The organism is Streptomyces sp. NPDC006309 (assembly GCF_040613095.1).
Taxonomy (GTDB): Bacteria; Actinomycetota; Actinomycetes; order Streptomycetales; family Streptomycetaceae; genus Streptomyces.
In genome coordinates this window covers 120,741-138,239 of the sequence record NZ_JBEXRO010000019.1, presented here as the reverse complement: position 1 = coordinate 138,239, position 17,499 = coordinate 120,741, and the positions used below count along the sequence as shown (strand labels likewise).

Here is a 17,499-nt window from a genome sequence, read left to right as displayed (position 1 = left end):
GGCGGAGGCGCACCCTCCAGGGCGCCGGGTCTTCCAGGGAGTGGTTTAGTCCGCGGGCGGCAGTTCGCCCGAGCCGCGGGTGATGAGCCGCGTCGGCAGCAGGATCCGCTCGGGTGCCAGGGGGACGCCGTCCAGCCGGCGGAAGAGGCGCTCGGCGGCGGTTCGGCCCAGCGTCGCCGCGTCCTGTGCGACGACCGTGACCCCCGGCTGGAGCAGGTCGGCCAGCTCGATGTCGTCGAAGCCGACGAGCGCGGTCCGGCGGGAGTGCCCGGCGAGGACCCGGATCACCGTCACCGTGACCCGGTTGTTGCCGGTGAGGACCGCGGTGACGGGGTCGGGCCCGGACAGCATCTCCTCGGCCGCCCGCCGCACCCGCTCCGGGCTGGTCGTGCCGAGGGACATCCAGCGCCCCTCGACGGGTATGCCCGCGTCCTCCATGGCCGCCCGGTAGCCGCGCAGCCGCTCGGCCGCGGTGTGGATGCGCGGCATGTCACCGATGAACCCGATCCGGCGGTGGCCGTGGGCGATGAGGTGGGCGACGCCGTCGCGGGCACCGCCGAAGTTGTCGGACAACACCACGTCGGCCTCGATCAGCCCGGCCGGGCGGTCCACGAACACGGTCGCCACCCCGGCCCTGATCTCCGGCTCCAGGTAGCGGTGGTCGTTCCCGGCCGGGATCACCACGAGGCCGTCCACCCGGCGCGCGCACAGCGCCAGCGCCAGCTCCTGCTCGCGCTCCGGGTCCTCGGCGCTGGAGCCGTTGATCAGCAGGGCGCCGTGGGCGCGGGCGATCTCCTCCACGGCACGGCTGAGCGGGCCGTAGAACGGGTCCGCGAGGTCCTCCAGGACCAGGCCGATGCTCGCCGTGCGGCCCTTGCGCAGCACGCGGGCGCTGTCGTTGCGGCGGAAGCCGAGCGCCTCGATGGCCTCCTGTACCCGGCGCTCGGTGTCCGGGGTGACCCCCGGCTCGCCGTTGACCACGCGGGAGACCGTCTTCAGGCCCACACCGGCGCGTGCCGCCACGTCCTTCATCGTCGGGCGGTTGCCGTACCGGTTTCCGGGGAGGCGTTCTGCACGGCGGGTGGTCTCGGGCACGGGGCGCTGTCCTGTCTGTCGTCCGTCTCATCCACGGCGGTGGTGCGATCCGTGGTCCTGTATGAGGATGTGGCGTCGAGCATAGAGCCTGGACAACGTTGTCAGATGCGGGAGAGACTGTCCACCGCTGTCCCGGCCTGCGCCCCCACCGCATGTCCGGCCTCCGGCATTCCGCTTTCACGTTCCAACGGGGAGATCTGACTCTTGACGCACACCGACCTCGTGGCGGCCCTGGACATCGGCGGCACCAAGATCGCCGGCGCGCTGGTGGACGGCGACGGACGGATCCTGGCCCGGGCCCAGCGCGCCACGCCCGCGCAGCAGGACGGCGAAACGGTCATGCGGGCCGTGACGGGGGTGCTCGGCGACCTCGCCGGGTCACCCCTGTGGGGACGGGCCGCCTCGGTCGGCATCGGCAGTGCCGGCCCGGTGGACGCCTCGGCGGGCACCGTCAGTCCGGTGAACGTGCCGGGCTGGCGTGAGTTTCCGCTGGTCGAACGGGTACGCGCGGCCACCGGCGGCCTGCCGGTCGAGCTGATCGGCGACGGCGTCGCCATCACGGCGGCCGAGCACTGGCAGGGCGCCGCGCGCGGCCATGACAACGCGCTGTGCATGGTGGTGTCGACGGGGGTGGGCGGCGGACTGGTGCTGGGCGGCCGGCTGCACCCGGGCCCGACCGGCAACGCCGGGCACATCGGCCACATCAGCGTGGACCTGGACGGCGACCCCTGCCCGTGCGGCTCGCGCGGCTGCGTGGAGCGCATCGCCAGCGGGCCCAACATCGCCCGCCGGGCCCTGGAGCAGGGCTGGCGGCCCGGCCCCGACGGTGACGCCTCGGCCGCCGCGGTGGCCGCCGCGGCCCGCGCCGGCGACCCGGTCGCCATGGCCTCCTTCCAGCGGGCCGCGCAGGCGCTGGCGGCCGGTATCGCGGCCACCGCGACCCTGGTCGAGATCGACATCGCCGTGATCGGCGGGGGCGTCGGCAAGGCGGGCGACATCCTCTTCACCCCCCTGCGCAGGGCTCTGGCCGACTACGCGGCCCTGTCCTTCGTCCAGCGGCTGACGGTCGTGCCCGCCCGGACCGGCACCGACGCGGGCCTGGTCGGCGCCGCCGCGGCAGCCCTGATCAGGAGGACGGACGCCACCGCGGTGAGCCTGTGACCAACGCGCCTCCGCCCCCGTACGGCCGTCGGACCGGCACGGCCGGGGTGTTCCGCGTGACCCCCGGCCGGTTCCGTAGTTGATCAGGGCATGAAGAAGCGCAGCATGCTGGCCCTCGCCACCCTCGCCACCGGATTCGTCGTGGCCGCCGTCACCCCGTCCCACGCGGCCGACGCCGGCCCCCTCGGTGACCTGAGCGTCTCGGACACCCTCGACACGGCAGGTCACCTGATCAGCCAGGACAGCCTGGCCGTCGATCAGGAGGATCTCGGCCAGGAGTAGGGCCGACGCACGTACGGAGCGCGTGCCGGTGTCCCCGCAGCAGGGGGCACCGGCACATTCCTGTGTGAGGACAGGCGCCCTCACCGGGAGGGGGTTTCCGTGGCAGGGTGGAGCGGGCAAGCCACAGGGGGCCAACAGAAGAGGGGGAGTCCGTGACCGTCGTCTGGATCAACGGCGCGTTCGGTGCGGGGAAGACCACCGCCGCACGGGAGCTGATCGAACTGATCCCGCACAGCACGCTCTTCGACCCCGAGGTCATCGGCGGGGCGCTCGCACACCTGCTGCCGCCCAAGCGCCTGGCCGAGGTCGGCGACTTCCAGGATCTGCCGGTCTGGCGCCGGCTGGTGGTGGACACCGCCGCGGCCATGCTCGCCGACCTGGGCGGCACCCTGGTCGTGCCCATGACCCTGCTCCGCCAGGACTACCGGGACGAGATCTTCGGCGGTCTCGCCGCCCGCAGGATCGCCGTGCACCACCTGCTCCTCGCCCCGGCGGAAACGATCCTGCGCGAGCGGACCGCCGGTCGGGAGATACCGCCCGACCTCCCCGACGGCGAGCTGCGGACACGGCAGTGGTCCTACGGCCACATCGAGCACTACCGCGCCGCCCTCGCCTCCTGGCTCACCGCCGACGCCCACCTCGTCGACACCAGCGCCCTCACCCCGTACGACACCGCCGTGCGCATCGCCGACGCCGTCGGCAGTGGTGCCGTACCCGCCTGCGACATAGTGCAGACCCCGGAGCCGACCGCCGAGACGCTGGCCGCCGGGGTGCTGCTCTTCGACGATCAGGACCGGGTGCTGCTCGTCGACCCCACCTACAAGCCGGGCTGGGAGTTCCCCGGTGGGGTGGTGGAACGGGGCGAGGCCCCCGCCCGCGCCGGGATGCGGGAGGTCGCGGAGGAGACGGGGATACGGCTGCGGGAGGTGCCGCGGCTGCTCGTCGTGGACTGGGAGCGGCCCGCGCCGCCCGGATACGGCGGGCTGCGGCTGCTGTTCGACGGCGGCCGGCTGGCGCCCGCGCAGGCGTCCCGGGTGCTGTTGCCGGGCCCGGAGCTGCGCGCCTGGCGCTTCGCCACCGAGCAGGAGGCCGCCGCGATGCTCCCGCCGGTCCGCTACGAGCGGCTGCGCTGGGCGCTGCGGGCGCGCGAGCGGGGCACCGCACTCTATCTGGAGGCCGGGGTGCCGGTCGGCTGACCGCCGGCCCCGGTCAGGCGGTGGCCGCCGCCCGGCGCAGTGCGGCGGCGGCGCCTCCCACCGCCGGGTCACCGTGCCCGAAACAGGCCACCTCCGCTTCAAGACCGGCCAACGTCCGGACGGACTGGAGGAGTCGGGCGCGGTCGAGGTTGAACACCCCGGGCATGGGCGTTCCGTCGGCCGGTGCGGCCGCGACCGTGTCCCCGGTGAACAGCACTCCTTCGGCGGGCAGGAACAGCGCGATGCTGCCGTCCGTGTGCCCCGGGACGTGGAGCACCCGGGCGCCACCGCCGAAGTCCAGCACCTCGCCCCCCGTCAGGCCGGTGACGGCGGCCGGTGGCACCGGCTGGCCCTCGGGCAGGTGCGCGGCCGCCGCCGCGTGGAGCGGCAGCTCCCACTCCTCGAACCGCGGCGGAGGGCCCGGGAGTGCGCCTCGTACGAAGGGGGCGTCCCGCTCGTGCGCCAGCACCTCGGCACCGGTCAGCGCGGCCAGCTCGCCCGCCCCGCCCGCGTGGTCCTCGTGGAAGTGGGTCAGCACGATGCGCCGTACGTCCCGCGGCGCGTGCCCGAGCGCCGTGACCGCGTCGGCGACGGCCCGGCCGGAGCCGAGCGTGCCCGCGTCGATCAGCGTCAACTCGTCGCCGTCGCGCCAGAGATAGGCCTGGCCGACCGGGAAGCGCAGGAGGTGCAGGCGGGGGAGGAGCTGGATGACGTCCATGCGCCGACCGTAAGCGGGGCCCCGCCCGCCCGGCGAGGCCCCTCTGCCGTGGGCAGAACGGTTCAGCCGGCCGCGTAGTTGCGCAGGAACAGCGCCTCGGCGACCGAGAGCCGCTCCAGTTCCTCGGGCGACACGCTCTCGTCGACCGCGTGGATCCGCGCCTCCGGCTCGCTGAGCCCGATGAGCAGGATCTCCGCCTGCGGGTAGAGGCCGGCGAGGGTGTTGCACAGCGGGATGGAGCCGCCGTGGCCGGCGTACTGCATGGTCTCGCCCGGGTAGGCCACCGCCATCGCGTCGGCCATCGCCCGGTAGGCGGGGCTGGAGGTGTCGGCGCTGAACGGCTGGCCCTGCCCGGTCTGCTCGGTGGTGACCCGGGCGCCCCACGGGATGTGGGCCTCCAGGTGGGCCTGGAGCAGCTTGGTGGCCTCCGCCGCGTCCACGCCCGGCGGCACCCGCAGGCTGATCAGGGCGCGGGCGCGGGACTGCACGGAGGGGGTGGCGCCGACGACCGGCGGGCAGTCGATGCCGATGACCGTGACGGCCGGGCGGGCCCAGACGCGGTCGGCGACCGAGCCGGAACCGATCAGTCCGACGCCGTCCAGCACCTTGGCGTCCTCCCGGAACTGCTCCTCGGTGTACTCCAGGCCGTCCCAAGTCCCCGTGGCCCCCAGCCCGTCGACGGTGGTGGAGCCGTCCTCGGCGCGCAGCGAGTCCAGGACCCGGATCAGCGCGGCCAGCGCGTCCGGGGCGGCGCCGCCGAACTGGCCCGAGTGCAGGTTGCCGGCCAGGGTGTCGACCTGCACCCGGACCATCGTCATGCCGCGCAGGCTGGTCGTGGCCGTCGGCAGGCCCACCCGGAAGTTGCCCGCGTCGCCGATGACGATGGTGTCCGCCGCCAGCAGCTCGGGGTGCTGCTCGGCGTACCGCTCCAGGCCGCCCGTGCCCTGCTCCTCCGAACCCTCCACGATCACCTTGACGTGCACGGGCACGCCGCCGTTCGCCCTGAGGGCGCGCAGCGCGAGCAGGTGCATGAGGAAACCGCCCTTGCAGTCGGCGGTCCCGCGGCCGTACCAGCGGCCGTCGCGCTCGGTCAGCTCGAACGGCGGAGTGGTCCAGCCGGCTTCGTCCAGCGGCGGCTGGACGTCGTAGTGCGCGTACAGAAGAACCGTTTTCGCGCCCTCCGGGCCGGGTAGCCGGCCGTACACCGACCGGGTGCCGTCGGGGGTGTCCAGCAGGGCGATGTCGGCGAAGCCCTCGGCACGCAGCGCCTCGGCGATCCAGTGCGCGGCGGCCTCGCTCTCGCTCTCCGGGAACTGAGTGAAGTCCGCCACCGATCGGAAGGCGACCAGTTCGGCCAGCTCCTCCTTCGCCCGGGGCAGCAGCGAGGCCACGGTCTCGGCGACCGGATTCGACGACATGGGCACGCTCCTCGTGGGTGCGACGTTGTACGGGGGTGAGTCCACCGATCCTCCCACAGTGGCCTGCGCGGACGGCCGCCGTAGGATGCGGGGGACACTTCGGCGGCGGCTTGATCGGAGCGGTAGACCATCGTGAGCGGCGACAATTCTTCGGCGGACGACGTGCAGCGGGTGTGGGACGTCGTCGTGGTGGGCGCGGGACCCGCGGGGGCCTCGGCCGCCTACGCGGCCGCGGTCGCGGGACGGCGCGTACTGCTGCTGGAGAAAGCCGAGCTGCCGCGCTACAAAACGTGCGGTGGCGGCATCATCGGACCTTCGCGCGACGCGCTGCCGCCGGGTTTCGAACTGCCCTTCCGGGACCGGGTGCACGCGGTCACCTTCTCCCACAACGGCCGCTTCACCCGCACCCGCCGCTCCAAGCAGATGCTGTTCGGGCTGATCAACCGTCCCGAGTTCGACCAGCAGCTGGTCGAGCACGCCCAGAAGGCGGGCGCCGAGCTGCGTACGGGCGTCACGGTGCAGCGTGTCGAGCAGCACGGCTCGGCGGTGCCGGACCGGCGCACGGTCGCCGTCGTCCTCCAGGGCGGGGAGACGGTGCTGGCCCGCGCGGTCGTCGGCGCCGACGGCAGCGCCAGCCGGATAGGGGCCCACGTCGGCGTGAAGCTGGACCAGGTCGACCTCGGCCTGGAGGCGGAGATCCCGGTGCCGGAGACGGTCGCCGAGGACTGGAAGGGCCGGGTCCTCATCGACTGGGGCCCGATGCCCGGCAGTTACGGCTGGGTGTTCCCGAAGGGGGACACGCTGACGGTCGGTGTGATCTCCGCGCGTGGCGAAGGGGCCGCCACCAAGCGCTACTTGGAGGACTTCACCGCCCGGCTCGGCCTGGCCGGCTTCGAACCGTCCCTGTCCTCCGGGCATCTGACCCGCTGCCGCGCCGACGACTCGCCGCTGTCCCGCGGCCGGGTGCTGGTCTGCGGGGACGCGGCGGGGCTGCTGGAGCCGTGGACCCGTGAGGGCATCTCGTTCGCCCTGCGCTCGGGCCGGCTGGCGGGGGAGTGGGCGGTACGGATCGCCGAGTCGCACGACGCCGTCGACGCCCGCCGCCAGGCCCTGAACTACGCGTTCGCGGTCAAGGCGGGGCTCGGTGTCGAGATGAGCGTCGGCAAGCGGATGCTCGCGGTCTTCGAGAAGCGCCCCGGCCTCTTCCACGCCGCCCTCACCGGCTTCCGTCCGGCGTGGCGGGCGTTCCGCGACATCACGCAGGGCTCGACCACGCTGGGTGAGATGGTCCGCGCGCACCCCCTTGCCCAGCGTGCCCTGGCCCGGCTGGACAAGGCGCAGGCCATGCCGGTGGAGGAGCCCGTCAGTTCGTGAGGGTGATCCGGAAGACCGGGTGGTCGGGGGCGCAGGCGATGATCTCCGCGTCGGTGGACGCGGAGGTCACCCCGGCGAAGTACTGGTTGACCTCCCAGCCCCACTTCTCCAGGTAGGTCCGCAGGAGGGGGAGCTTCTCCGCGTCGGGAAGCTCCACCGCGGTGAAGGCGCGCACCTTGCGGCCGACGCGCAGTTCGCCGCCGCCCGCGACACGCATGTTCCGCACCCACTGGGAGTGGCCGCGCGCCGAGACCAGGTACTGCCCGCCGTCGTACGTGTGCGGGTTGACCGGGACGCGCTGCATCTGGCCGCTCTTGCGGCCCCGCACGGACATCTCGGCGCTCCCCGCGAGGCTGAACCCGTGCCGGGCGAGCCAGCCGATCACGCTGTTGAAGCGGACGTTCAGCGGGCTGCCCTTGAGGTAGTACGGCGAAGACGACGACATGATGACCCCCACGATTCGGGAGAGCGGTGCTCTCTTCTTCTCCAGTGTGGGGCACACGGCGCACCTGGACAAGAGCGATGCTCTCTTTTGTGTGCACCGCTCTCCTTTCCGTGGCACACTTCTGCCATGAGCACCGCACAGGGCGCCCGCGCGCGGGCCAGGCAGGAAGTCACCGCGGCCATCAAGGGGGCGGCGCGCGGACAGCTGGTCGCGGAGGGCGCGGCCAAGCTCTCGCTGCGCGCGGTCGCCCGTGAACTGGGCATGGTCTCGTCGGCCGTGTACCGCTACTTCCCGAGCCGCGACGACCTGCTGACCGCCCTGATCATCGACGCCTACGACGCCCTCGGCGAGGCGGCGGAGCGGGCCCGGGACGCCGCGTCCGCCGCCCCGCCCCTGGACCGCTGGACGGCCGTGTGCGAAGCGGTCCGCGACTGGGCGCTCGCCCATCCGCACGAGTACGCGCTGATCTACGGGTCGCCCGTGCCCGGATACTCGGCCCCCGACACCACCGTCCGGGCCGCGGCCCGCGTCGGTCTGGTCCTCATCGGCATCGTCCGGGAGGCCCACCAGGAGTCGGGCCTGACCGTCCCGCCCCTCCCCGCCGGGCTGCACCCCGAGGGGGAGCGCATGGCCGCCGACTTCGCCCCCGGGCTGCCGCCCGAGGCCGCCGTGGCGCTGGTGGCCGCCTGGGCCCAGCTCTTCGGGCTGGTCGGCTTCGAGGTGTTCGGCCAGTTCCACCGGGTGGTCGAGGACCGCGCCCCGTTCTTCCGCCACGCGGCCACCCGGCTCGCGCACGGGGTGGGTCTGACCCAGGCCTGACGGCGTGTCTGCCGGGGGTGCCCGTCATCGATACGGCCTCAGTGGCGTGTCTGCCGGGGGGGTGCCCGTCACCCATCCGGCCTCAGTGGCGTGTTCGCCGGGGGTACACGTGATTGAGCCTGCCTGGGCGGCGTGCCTGCCGGGGTGCGACCGATCCAGCCTTGAGCGGCGTGCTTGCCAGGTGCGGGGGCACTTCCCGTCACCCGGCCCGGCTCACGACAGGCCCTGGCTCTCGTCGTCCGGTGCCGGCCGGTCGGACCGGGTCCGTTGCTGGAAGCGGACCAGCACGCTCACCACGCGGGCCACGAAGACCACCGCGGCGACGGCCGGGCCCAGCCGGAGCAGCACCGTGGTCGGCAGGGGCGGCAGGTGGAACAGGAGCGCGGGGCCGGCCACGGCTCCGAACAGCACCGCTGCCGCGAACGCGGCGCTGACCAGCGCGTACCCGATCTCCACCGTGGCCGCGTCCTGTTCGGCCTTGGTGCGGCGTCCCCCGTATGTGTACATTCCGTCAGTTTCACAGAGGTGTGCCCGTCGGACAACCATCTGCCGCCGGGCGCACACGCGTGGGATTCGGGCCGCGGGGATTACATGCAGGCGCATTTGATTACCGCGCAACAAAACCATTTCTCTGCTACGGTGCGCCCATGGCGGCGAAGAAGGCCGAACAGGCGCTCGTGGAGCAGTGGCGGGACATCCTGGCCCTGCAAGCCCGCACGCAATGCGAACTCGACCGTGAGCTGCACGCATACGGCCTGTGCGCCAGCGACTTCGAGGTCCTCGACCTGCTCGCCGAGGGTGCCGCGGTGGACGGCGGCTGCGCGAACCGCGTGCAGGAGATCTCCGACCGCGTCCATCTCAGCCAGAGCGCGCTCTCCCGGCTCATCGGCCGCCTGGAGAAGGACGGCCTCGTCGAGCGGACCATGTGCCCCGACGACCGGCGCGGGGTGCGGGTGTCGCTCACGGCGAAGGGGCGCGCGCTGCACGCGGAGGTGCGGCCGGTGCAACGCGCGGTGCTGGCCCGGATGCTGACCGACGCCGGCTGATATCGGCTGATGCCACGTCAGATCACGGCGCGCTCCTGCCACAGCGCCGCGAGCGACCGGTCGCCCGACACCTGCGGCACCGCCCGCCGGTTCCACAGTGCCAGGTACAACTGGTCCGCGGGTCCCGACAGTTCGGCCTCGGCCGCACCGTCCGCCGCACGCACGCACACCGGTGGCTCGGCCGTGAGCCGCAGGGTCCACACCGCGTCCGCCCCCGCGTCCGCGGCCCGCACCCGCAGCACCCGGGGCTCCTCGCTGCGCAGCCGGCTGCGGGAGCGCGCGTGGAAGCCGCGCAGCAACTCGTCGATGCCGTCCACCGCGAAGTCGGGCGCGACCGGGGACGGCGTACCCCCACGGGCCGCCTCCGTGTCGTACCGGTGCACGGTCGTCTCGTGCGCCTGCCGGCGGGCCCAGAACGCCAACGGCGACGGACCGGCCAGCGGCAGGAACGTCCAGCACTCGGTATCGGCGGGCGCGGCGGTCAGGGTGTCCAGCAGCAGGCGATGGCTCTCGCGGTACCAGGCCACCAGCCTGGCGCCGTCCAGCTCCGGCGGTTCGCCGAAGGGGCCGCCCTCGGTGCGCTTCCCGGCGACGACGGCGGTGGCCCACCGGTGCACCCCACCGGTGTGCCGCAGCAGATCACGCACCTGCCACTCCGGGCACGTCGGCACCTTGGCGTCGGTCCCCGCCGCCTCGGCCGCGTCGGCCAGCAGCCGTCCCTCACGGTCCAGGGTCTCCAGATACTCAGCAGTCTCCATAGGGCCGAGTGTGCCGGACGCTGCCGGCTCCAACGGGGTCGGGGTGCGCGAGCATTGGCGCGACGGGGTGCCTGGAGGGGGCGTGCGGGTCGCGGGTGCTCTCCCGCGCATGGTCGCGCGGCCGAGGCCGCCGGCGCCGGTCAGCACCCGCGGGGTGCCGGGCCGGGACAGGTCGTCCGTTCGGGTGCGCCGCCTCGCGCCCGCCGCCGAACCGCTGTGTCGTTGACACGGACTCGCGCCGAGGGTCCGGGGCCCGGCTTCCGGCAGGCGCCCCGGGTGCTCCGAGTGCTCAGGGTGCTCCGGGTTGCTCAGCCACGGGAAGAAGGACGGACGGAGTGTGCCCATGCCTCTCATACGCGCCGCCACGGCGGGCCGCCGACGGTACGCCGTGATCCTCGCCGCGCTGGTGACCTGCGTGAACGTACTGACCGGGCAGGACCTCGCCGCGGCCGGCGGACCGCCTTCGCCACCCGCCCCGCGGCTGGACTGGAGTCGCTGCGCGCGGGCCAGCGCCTTCGACTGCGCGACCGCGAGGGTTCCGCTGGACTACGCGGACCCGGGCGGCCGGACCATCGAGCTGGCCGTCATCAAACGGAAGGCCACCGGCCCCGGCCGGCGCATCGGCACCCTGTTCTTCAACCCCGGCGGCCCCGGCGGCCCCGGAACGGTCCAGATGCCCCAGGACTACCCGCTCCTCCCGCGCGAGGTGCGGGAACGGTTCGACATCGTCAGCTGGGACCCCCGCGGGATCGGCAACAGCACCGCGGTGAACTGCTTCGCGAGCGCGGAGGAAGCCGCCGACTGGAGCGCGGGCAAGGCGGCGGGCTTCCCGGTCGGCGCGCAGGAGCGGACGGCGTTCATCGCCGCCTACCGGGATCTGGCCCGGCGCTGCGAGCGGCGTGACCCCGTACTGCTGCGCCACGTGTCGACCGCCGACACCGCCCGCGACCTCGACCAGCTCCGCCGGGCCGTGGGCGAGTCCCGGCTGAACTACCAGGGCATCTCCTACGGCTCCATCCTGGGCGCCACCTACGCCAACCTCTTCCCCGGCCGGGTCCGCGCCATGATCCTCGACGGCGGCATCGCCCCACAGGCCTGGACGGACCACGCGTCCGGCGCCGCCCCCCGGCTCACCACCTTCCTGCGCATGGGCTCGGACCGTACCGCGGCGGCGACCCTGGACCAGTTCCTCTCGCTGTGCGGAACGGCGGGCACCGCGCGCTGTGCCTTCTCCGCCGGCGAGGCACAGGCGACCCGGGACAAGTTCGACCAGCTGATCCGACGGCTGCGGGAGCGCCCCGTGGGCGCGTGGACCTACGGCCGGACGGTCGGCGACGTGGTGAACAGCCTCTACGTCGTCCATCCCGGGTGGACCGAACTCGCCGGCAGACTCCAGGACCTGTGGCGGGGCCGCGTCGCGAAACCGGCCCCGCCCCCGCCCGCACCGGCGGTCCCGCAACCGCGTCCGTACCTGGGCGACGAACAGGCGGGCGCGGTCCTCTGCGGTGACAGCCCCAACCCGCGCGACCCCGGCGCGTACCACGCCCTGGAGGAGGCCGCCGCGGCCCGCGCCGGCGACGCCGGACGCCTGTGGGCCTGGGCCGCCGAGGGCTGCGCCGCCTGGCCCGCGGTCGCCGCCGACCCCTACCGCGGCCCGTGGAACAAGCCGACGGCACACCCCGTCCTGGTGGTCGGCAACGTCTACGACCCCTCCACCCCCTACGCCGACGCGCAGAGCATGGCCGGGGACCTGGCCGACGCCCGCCTGCTCACCGACGAGGGGTACGGGCACACCGCGCTGCTCAACCCCAGCAGTTGCGTCAAGGCCCACGAGAGCCCCTACCTCGTCGGCGGCGCCCTGCCAGCGGCCGGAACGACGTGCCGGCCGGACGCACCGCCGTTCGCCGACGCCGCACCCCAGCCGGTCGGCGGCGTCGCCACTGGCGGCGGCGGGCTGGCCGGCACCGACTTCTGAATCACCCCGGTACGGCGTTCCCGTCCCCGCCCGCGTGCCCTCCGGGCCGGCGCTGGGGCCGGTCCGCGGCCTCACCGGCCGGGGCGGTCGGCCGGGCGCGGCACCGGGAGGCTCGGGCGCGGCACCGGGGGAGGGGCTCGGTGCGGCGACGGTGTTGCTCGCCAGGGCGCGTCAGCGCCCCCGAGCCCGGCCCGGCGTCAGCGGTCCAGCACCCGGCGGGTCACCACCCCGATGACCGCGGCGACGGCGGCCAGGACGGCGACGCTGGTGAGCGCGGTGGGCAGGGAGAACCAGTCGGCCATGAAGCCGATCGCGGGCGGCCCGAGCAGCATGCCGCCGTATCCCAGCGTGGAGGCGACGGCGACACCGGACGGGCCGGCCAGGGCACCCGCCCGTTCCACGGCGACCGGGAAGAGGTTGGCGAGCCCGAGCCCCGTGACCGCGAAACCGGTGAGCGCCATCCACACGGAGGGCGCGAGCGAGCCGAGCAGCATGCCCGCCGCCGCGACGGTGCCGCCGGCGATCACGGTGCGGGCCATGCCCAGGCGGTTCAGCAGTGCAGTGCCCGTCAGCCGGCCCACGGTCATCGCGAGCGTGAAACACGCGTACCCGGCAGCCGCGGTACCGGCGGAGGCCGCGAGGTCCTGCTGGAGGTGGAGCGCGCCCCAGTCGGCCATGGCGCCTTCGCCGTACGCCGTGCACAGCGCGACGAGGCCGAAGACGACGACCAGCCCCCGCGTCCGCCCGGCCGCGCCGCCGTCCGGCTCCGCCGGCGACAGCGGGGTCCGCTCCGGCGGCACCGGCGGCTCGTGCCGCAGCAGGGCGCGCCCGGCGACGGCCGTGACGAGCAGCCCGGTCACGGTGAGACCGAGCAGATGCCGGGTGGGGGAGAGGGCGCCGGCCACCAGGCCGCCGAGGCCCGCGCCGGTCATCCCGCCCAGGCTGAAGGCGGCGTGGAAGCTCGGCATGATCGGCCTGCGCAGGGCGGCGACCAGCTCCACGGCGGCGCTGTTGAAAGCCACGTTCACGCCGCCGTAGGCCGCGCCGAACAGCAGCAGGACGGCGCCCAGCGCGGGCGCCGAGTGGGTCAGCGGGGGCAGCGCGACACTGAGCGCGAGCACCACCATGCAGACGACGGTCACCGGACGGCTGCCGTAGCGACGGCAGAAACGGCCGGTCAGCGTCATGGTGAGCACGCCACCCGCGGAGACCCCGAGCAGGGCGAGCCCGAGGGCGCCGGCGGAGGCGTGCGTCTGCTGCTTGATGTCCGGGATCCGGACGACCCACCCCGCGAAGAGGAAGCCGTCCAGCGCGAAGAAGGCGGTGATCGCCAGACGGAGCGCGGTCAGGTTCGGGCCCGGCACGACGCTGTGCGGTCGGGATTTGTTTATTTGCGGCACAAAATCAGCGTAGGGGCGGGCCGTGGAGGGGGGCAAGGGAATTGGCGCCCCCGGAGGACGGCGGGGCCGCGGCCTCCGACCGGCCGGCCGGAGGCCGCGGCCGGCCGGGCGGTCGCCTCGGGGACGACCGACATGAGCTGCTAGGTCGTGTCGTCGAACTCCCGCCGTTCGCCCGGAGGGCGGGCTCTGCGGCGTCAGGTGCGTGCTCCCGGCGTGCCGGGTCCTGACTCTCGTACTGGACGTACTCGGGTCTGGGCCCGGTGCGGCGAGAGTGCGTGCATGGCGTCGTGGAGCAGGCGGGAGTTCGACGACACGGCCTGACGGGTCGGTCGCAGCACCGGTGCGCCACGGGTGTCACAGGGACCCGGAGGGCGGGCGTCACGGTGGCCGGCGCGCGTTCCGGAGGCGAGCCGGGGTGCAGGTGAGCGAAGTCCCGTTCGGGACACGGATGAATGTGCGAGTTCCGGAACGCGCTGTGGATACAGGTCGGTTAATGCTTGCGCACGACCTGGTTGCGGCCGGGTGAGCGCGCCATGATGAGCCCATGACGTTGGCCTTCCGCGCGCTCGCGCAACTGGCGACCTGGCCGGACCTGAGACCGGCCGCCCCGAGCTGCGGCCTCGGGCAGGCCGTGTGTTCGGCACGGGGCGAGATCGCCCACTTCCACTCGGAGCGTGACGTCGATCTGCGGCTCACCGACCGGGCCATCCGGCGGTTCGCCGAGGACCTGAGAGGTTCGGGGCCGATCAGGATCGTGCCCGGCTCCCAGTGGGTGACCCTGCGGCTCGACGCCGCCAGCGACGTCGACCTGCTGCTGACCCTGGTGAGCGTGGCCCTCCAGGCGCAGCTGACCTGGCCCGACCCGGCCGACCGGCCGCTGGTCGGCTGCAACGACCAGCGGGGCGCCGGGTTCGTGAAGGCCGACCTCGGCGCCTTCTGAGGCGAATCCCGTGCGCGCGGACCGGAGTCGGCGGCATTGCGGCGGGACCGTGTCGGCGGCGCGCACCGGTCTCACACCGCCAGCACCCGGACACCCGCCTCCTCGAACCGCCGTACCGTCTCCGGTGCCACCGCCGCGTCCGTCACCAGGGTGTTCACCAGCTCCGCCCCGCAGATCCGGGCGAACGCCCGGCGCCCCAGCTTGCTGGAGTCCGCGGCGACCACCACCCGCTCGGCGCGCTCGCACAGCAGCCGGTTGATCGCGGCCTCGGCCTCGTCGTGCGCCGCCGCGCCGTGCGTGACGTCGAAACCGACGACTCCCAGTACCGCCACGTCGAGCGTGATCTGCCCCAGCACCCCGTCCGCCAGAGGACCGATGAGTTCGTACGACTGGGCGCGCGCCACCCCGCCCGTCACCACGATCTTGAACTGGGGCCGTACGGCCAGCTCATTGGCGATGTTGAGCGCGTTGGTGACGACGGTCAGTGCCGGGGAGCCGGTACCCAGGTCACCGCGCACGGCCAGCGCGCGGGCCACCTCCGTGGTGGTCGTACCACCGGTCAGTCCCACCGCCTCGCCCGGCGCGACGAGTTCGGCCACCGCCTTGGCGATGCGCTGCTTCTCCGAGGCGCGGCGGGCCGTCTTGTAGCGCAGGGGGAGTTCGTACGACACCCCGTGCACCACCGCCCCGCCCCGGGTGCGGACCAGCATCTGCTGCTCGGCGAGCTGGTCGAGGTCGCGGCGGATCGTGGCCGCGGACACCGCCAGCTCGGCCGCCGCCTCCTCGACCTCCAGCCGGCCGCGCTCGACGAGCAGTTCCAGCAGCGCCTTCCAGCGGGCGTCCCGGGACATCCGCGGCCTCCGTTCCCTGACCGTCCTCGATCTCCCGGCGACCCTAGCGCACCCGGCATCCCGCTCGAATGCTTGATTGTGCTCGAAAGATCGCTATATCTTGCAGGAACAATCAGCTAGGGGAGGGTGTGGGCATGACCCATGTCGAGAACGAGCTGAAGAGCCAGCCGGAGTGCTGGACACGGGCCGCCGGGGAGGCGGGGCGCCACCGGGACGCACTGCCGGAGCGGGGGGAACGGGTCGCCGTCGTCGGGTGCGGGACCTCGTACTTCATGGCCCAGGCCGTCGCCGCACTGCGCGAGGACGCGGGACAGGGGGAGACCGACGCGTTCGCCGCGTCCGAGTTCCCGTCCGGGCGGTCCTACGACCGGGTCCTCGCCCTCACCCGCTCCGGCACCACCACTGAAGTACTCGACCTCCTAGGGAAGTTGAGCGGACGGACGCGCACCACCGCCGTGACCGCGGATCCGGACACGCCGGTCGTGTCGGCCGCCGACGATGTCGTGGTGCTCGGCTTCGCCGACGAACGCTCCGTGGTCCAGACCCGGTTCGCCACCACCGCGTTCACCCTCCTGCGCGCCCACCTGGGACTGCACACCGACGCCGTCGTCGCCGACGCGCGCACCGCCCTGGCCACGGCCCTGCCCCAAGGGCTGGTGGAACGTGCGCAGTTCACCTTCCTCGGGCGCGGCTGGACCGTCGGACTCGCCAACGAGGCCGCGCTGAAGATGCGCGAGGCCTCCCTCGCCTGGACGGAGGCCTACCCGGCGATGGAGTACCGGCACGGCCCGATCAGCGTCACCACCGACGGCACGGCCACCTGGATGCTCGGTACGGCACCCGGAGGCCTGGCCGAACAGGTCCGCGCCACCGGCGCGTCGTGGATCGAGGGCGGACTCGATCCGCTCGCCGAACTCGTCCGCGTACAGCGGCTCGCGGTGGCCGTCGCCGCCGCCCGGGGCCTCGACCCCGACCGGCCGCGCCACCTCACCCGCTCGGTGATCCTCGCCTCCTGACCCCCCGGCCCCGTCCCGGAAGGACCCGCACGTGCCCCTCGTAACCACGGGCGAGCTGGTCACCCGCGCCGCCACGGCCCGGTCCGCCGTTCCCGCGTTCAACGTCGTCACCCTCGAACACGTCGAGGCCGTCATCGCCGGCGCCGAGGCCGCCGGCGCCCCGGTCGTCCTCCAGGTCAGCGAGAACGCCGTCAGGTTCCGCTACGGGCGGCTGCTGCCGCTGGCCCGCGCCGCCGTCGCCGCCGCCGAACGCGCCGCCGTAACCGTCGCGTTGCACCTGGACCATGTACAGAGCGACGAACTGCTGCGGCAGGCGCCCGGTGCCGGGTTCTCCTCGGTGATGTACGACGCGGCCCGGCTGCCGTACGCCGAGAACCTCGCCGCGACGCGCGCCGCCGCCGACTGGGCCCACGGTCAAGGGCTCTGGATCGAGGCCGAGTTGGGCCAGATCGGGGGGAAGGACGGCCGGCCCGCGCTCGACGCCCACGCGCCCGGCGCCCGCACCGACCCCGACCAGGCACGGGACTTCGTCGCCGGCACCGGTGTCGACGCGCTGGCGGTCGCCATCGGCAGCACGCACGCGATGACCACCCGCACCGCCGTCCTGGACCACGGCCTGCTCGGGCGCCTCTCGGCCGCGCTCGCCGTGCCGCTCGTCCTGCACGGCTCCTCCGGCGTACCGGACGCGGGGCTGGTCGCGGCGGTCGGGGCCGGCATCACCAAGGTCAACGTCGGCACCGCCCTCAACATCGCCATGACCGGGGCGATCCGCGCGTACCTCGCCGCCCGGCCCGAGGCCGTCGACTCCCGCAAGTACCTCGGGGTCGGCCGGGAGGCGATGGCCCGCGAGGTCACCCGGATCATCGGCGTCCTCGCCCGTACCCCCGCCGGGCCACCCGCCCCACGACCCCCCACCTCGTCGCCGCGGCACCCCCCGAGCTGACCGCCACCGGGACCGCGGCGCACGGCGGCGTCCGCGGACAACGCCACCGAAAGACCTCGCCG

General features: G+C 74.0%; 18 protein-coding genes. 10 read left to right on the top strand and 8 right to left on the bottom strand.

Annotated features, from left to right (window positions below; genetic code table 11):
• Positions 1–45 precede the first annotated feature (45 nt).
• Entirely contained in the window at positions 46–1,095 is a 1,050-nt protein-coding gene (locus tag ABZ117_RS23745; protein WP_356823768.1) for a LacI family DNA-binding transcriptional regulator, read from the bottom strand.
• Positions 1,096–1,299: 204 nt separating this feature from the next.
• Between ABZ117_RS23745 and ABZ117_RS23740 the strand changes: the two genes are divergently transcribed.
• From ABZ117_RS23740 to ABZ117_RS23730, 3 genes are all read left to right on the top strand, one after another.
• Positions 1,300–2,256 carry an ROK family protein gene (locus tag ABZ117_RS23740; RefSeq protein ID WP_356823766.1) on the top strand — a complete coding sequence of 319 codons (957 nt, stop codon included), beginning with the start codon at positions 1,300–1,302 and terminating at the stop codon, positions 2,254–2,256.
• 90 nt (positions 2,257–2,346) lie between these two features.
• Positions 2,347–2,538, top strand: coding sequence for a hypothetical protein (locus tag ABZ117_RS23735; RefSeq protein ID WP_356823764.1), 192 nt, complete (start codon positions 2,347–2,349; stop codon positions 2,536–2,538).
• Positions 2,539–2,690: 152 nt separating this feature from the next.
• Positions 2,691–3,734, top strand: a complete 1,044-nt coding sequence (locus ABZ117_RS23730) for an NUDIX domain-containing protein (RefSeq protein ID WP_356823762.1) — start codon at positions 2,691–2,693, stop codon at positions 3,732–3,734.
• A gap of 13 nt (positions 3,735–3,747) precedes the next feature.
• Here ABZ117_RS23730 and ABZ117_RS23725 read toward each other — a convergent pair whose 3' ends face one another.
• Both ABZ117_RS23725 and ABZ117_RS23720 read right to left on the bottom strand, forming a co-directional pair.
• Complete coding sequence (locus tag ABZ117_RS23725; RefSeq protein WP_356823761.1) at positions 3,748–4,452, bottom strand: MBL fold metallo-hydrolase; 705 nt, start codon at positions 4,450–4,452, stop codon at positions 3,748–3,750.
• Positions 4,453–4,514: 62 nt separating this feature from the next.
• On the bottom strand, positions 4,515–5,870 hold the full coding sequence (locus tag ABZ117_RS23720; protein ID WP_356823759.1) for a dipeptidase: 1,356 nt from the start codon (positions 5,868–5,870) through the stop codon (positions 4,515–4,517).
• 132 nt (positions 5,871–6,002) lie between these two features.
• Between ABZ117_RS23720 and ABZ117_RS23715 the strand changes: the two genes are divergently transcribed.
• On the top strand, positions 6,003–7,244 hold the full coding sequence (locus ABZ117_RS23715) for a geranylgeranyl reductase family protein (protein ID WP_356823757.1): 1,242 nt from the start codon (positions 6,003–6,005) through the stop codon (positions 7,242–7,244).
• On the opposite strand, the gene ABZ117_RS23710 is transcribed toward ABZ117_RS23715, so the two are convergent.
• Entirely contained in the window at positions 7,234–7,689 is a 456-nt protein-coding gene (locus ABZ117_RS23710) for a nitroreductase family deazaflavin-dependent oxidoreductase (RefSeq protein ID WP_356823755.1), read from the bottom strand. The two genes, ABZ117_RS23715 and ABZ117_RS23710, sit on opposite strands and share 11 nt — an antisense overlap.
• Before the next feature lie 126 nt (positions 7,690–7,815).
• Here ABZ117_RS23710 and ABZ117_RS23705 point away from each other — a divergent pair, with 126 nt between their 5' ends.
• Positions 7,816–8,508, top strand: coding sequence for a TetR/AcrR family transcriptional regulator (locus ABZ117_RS23705; protein ID WP_356823753.1), 693 nt, complete (start codon positions 7,816–7,818; stop codon positions 8,506–8,508).
• A 213-nt stretch (positions 8,509–8,721) separates the two neighbouring features.
• Here ABZ117_RS23705 and ABZ117_RS23700 read toward each other — a convergent pair whose 3' ends face one another.
• Positions 8,722–9,015 (bottom strand): DUF6332 family protein, encoded by a 294-nt coding sequence (locus ABZ117_RS23700; RefSeq protein WP_356823751.1) that lies wholly within the window; start codon positions 9,013–9,015, stop codon positions 8,722–8,724.
• A gap of 140 nt (positions 9,016–9,155) precedes the next feature.
• Between ABZ117_RS23700 and ABZ117_RS23695 the strand changes: the two genes are divergently transcribed.
• The gene (locus ABZ117_RS23695; protein WP_356823749.1) at positions 9,156–9,554 is read left to right on the top strand and encodes a MarR family transcriptional regulator; all 399 of its coding nucleotides are present in this window, start codon (positions 9,156–9,158) and stop codon (positions 9,552–9,554) included.
• Positions 9,555–9,571: 17 nt separating this feature from the next.
• Here the strand turns inward: ABZ117_RS23695 and ABZ117_RS23690 are convergent, their stop codons facing one another.
• Positions 9,572–10,312, bottom strand: coding sequence for a maleylpyruvate isomerase family mycothiol-dependent enzyme (locus ABZ117_RS23690; protein ID WP_356823747.1), 741 nt, complete (start codon positions 10,310–10,312; stop codon positions 9,572–9,574).
• Positions 10,313–10,655: 343 nt separating this feature from the next.
• Between ABZ117_RS23690 and ABZ117_RS23685 the strand changes: the two genes are divergently transcribed.
• Positions 10,656–12,287: an alpha/beta fold hydrolase gene (locus ABZ117_RS23685; RefSeq protein WP_356823745.1), complete on the top strand. Its 1,632-nt coding sequence runs from the start codon at positions 10,656–10,658 to the stop codon at positions 12,285–12,287.
• 197 nt (positions 12,288–12,484) lie between these two features.
• Here ABZ117_RS23685 and ABZ117_RS23680 read toward each other — a convergent pair whose 3' ends face one another.
• A complete protein-coding gene (locus ABZ117_RS23680) occupies positions 12,485–13,651 on the bottom strand; it encodes an MFS transporter (protein ID WP_356823743.1) in 1,167 nt (388 codons plus the stop codon).
• Between the two features lie 580 nt (positions 13,652–14,231).
• Between ABZ117_RS23680 and ABZ117_RS23675 the strand changes: the two genes are divergently transcribed.
• Positions 14,232–14,627, top strand: coding sequence for a luciferase family protein (locus tag ABZ117_RS23675; protein ID WP_356823741.1), 396 nt, complete (start codon positions 14,232–14,234; stop codon positions 14,625–14,627).
• 71 nt (positions 14,628–14,698) lie between these two features.
• Here the strand turns inward: ABZ117_RS23675 and ABZ117_RS23670 are convergent, their stop codons facing one another.
• Complete coding sequence (locus ABZ117_RS23670; protein WP_356823739.1) at positions 14,699–15,478, bottom strand: DeoR/GlpR family DNA-binding transcription regulator; 780 nt, start codon at positions 15,476–15,478, stop codon at positions 14,699–14,701.
• 134 nt (positions 15,479–15,612) lie between these two features.
• Between ABZ117_RS23670 and ABZ117_RS23665 the strand changes: the two genes are divergently transcribed.
• Both ABZ117_RS23665 and ABZ117_RS23660 read left to right on the top strand, forming a co-directional pair.
• A complete protein-coding gene (locus ABZ117_RS23665) occupies positions 15,613–16,494 on the top strand; it encodes a sugar isomerase (protein ID WP_356823737.1) in 882 nt (293 codons plus the stop codon).
• 31 nt (positions 16,495–16,525) lie between these two features.
• Complete coding sequence (locus ABZ117_RS23660) at positions 16,526–17,437, top strand: class II fructose-bisphosphate aldolase (protein ID WP_356823735.1); 912 nt, start codon at positions 16,526–16,528, stop codon at positions 17,435–17,437.
• The last annotated feature ends 62 nt before the right edge of the window (positions 17,438–17,499 follow it).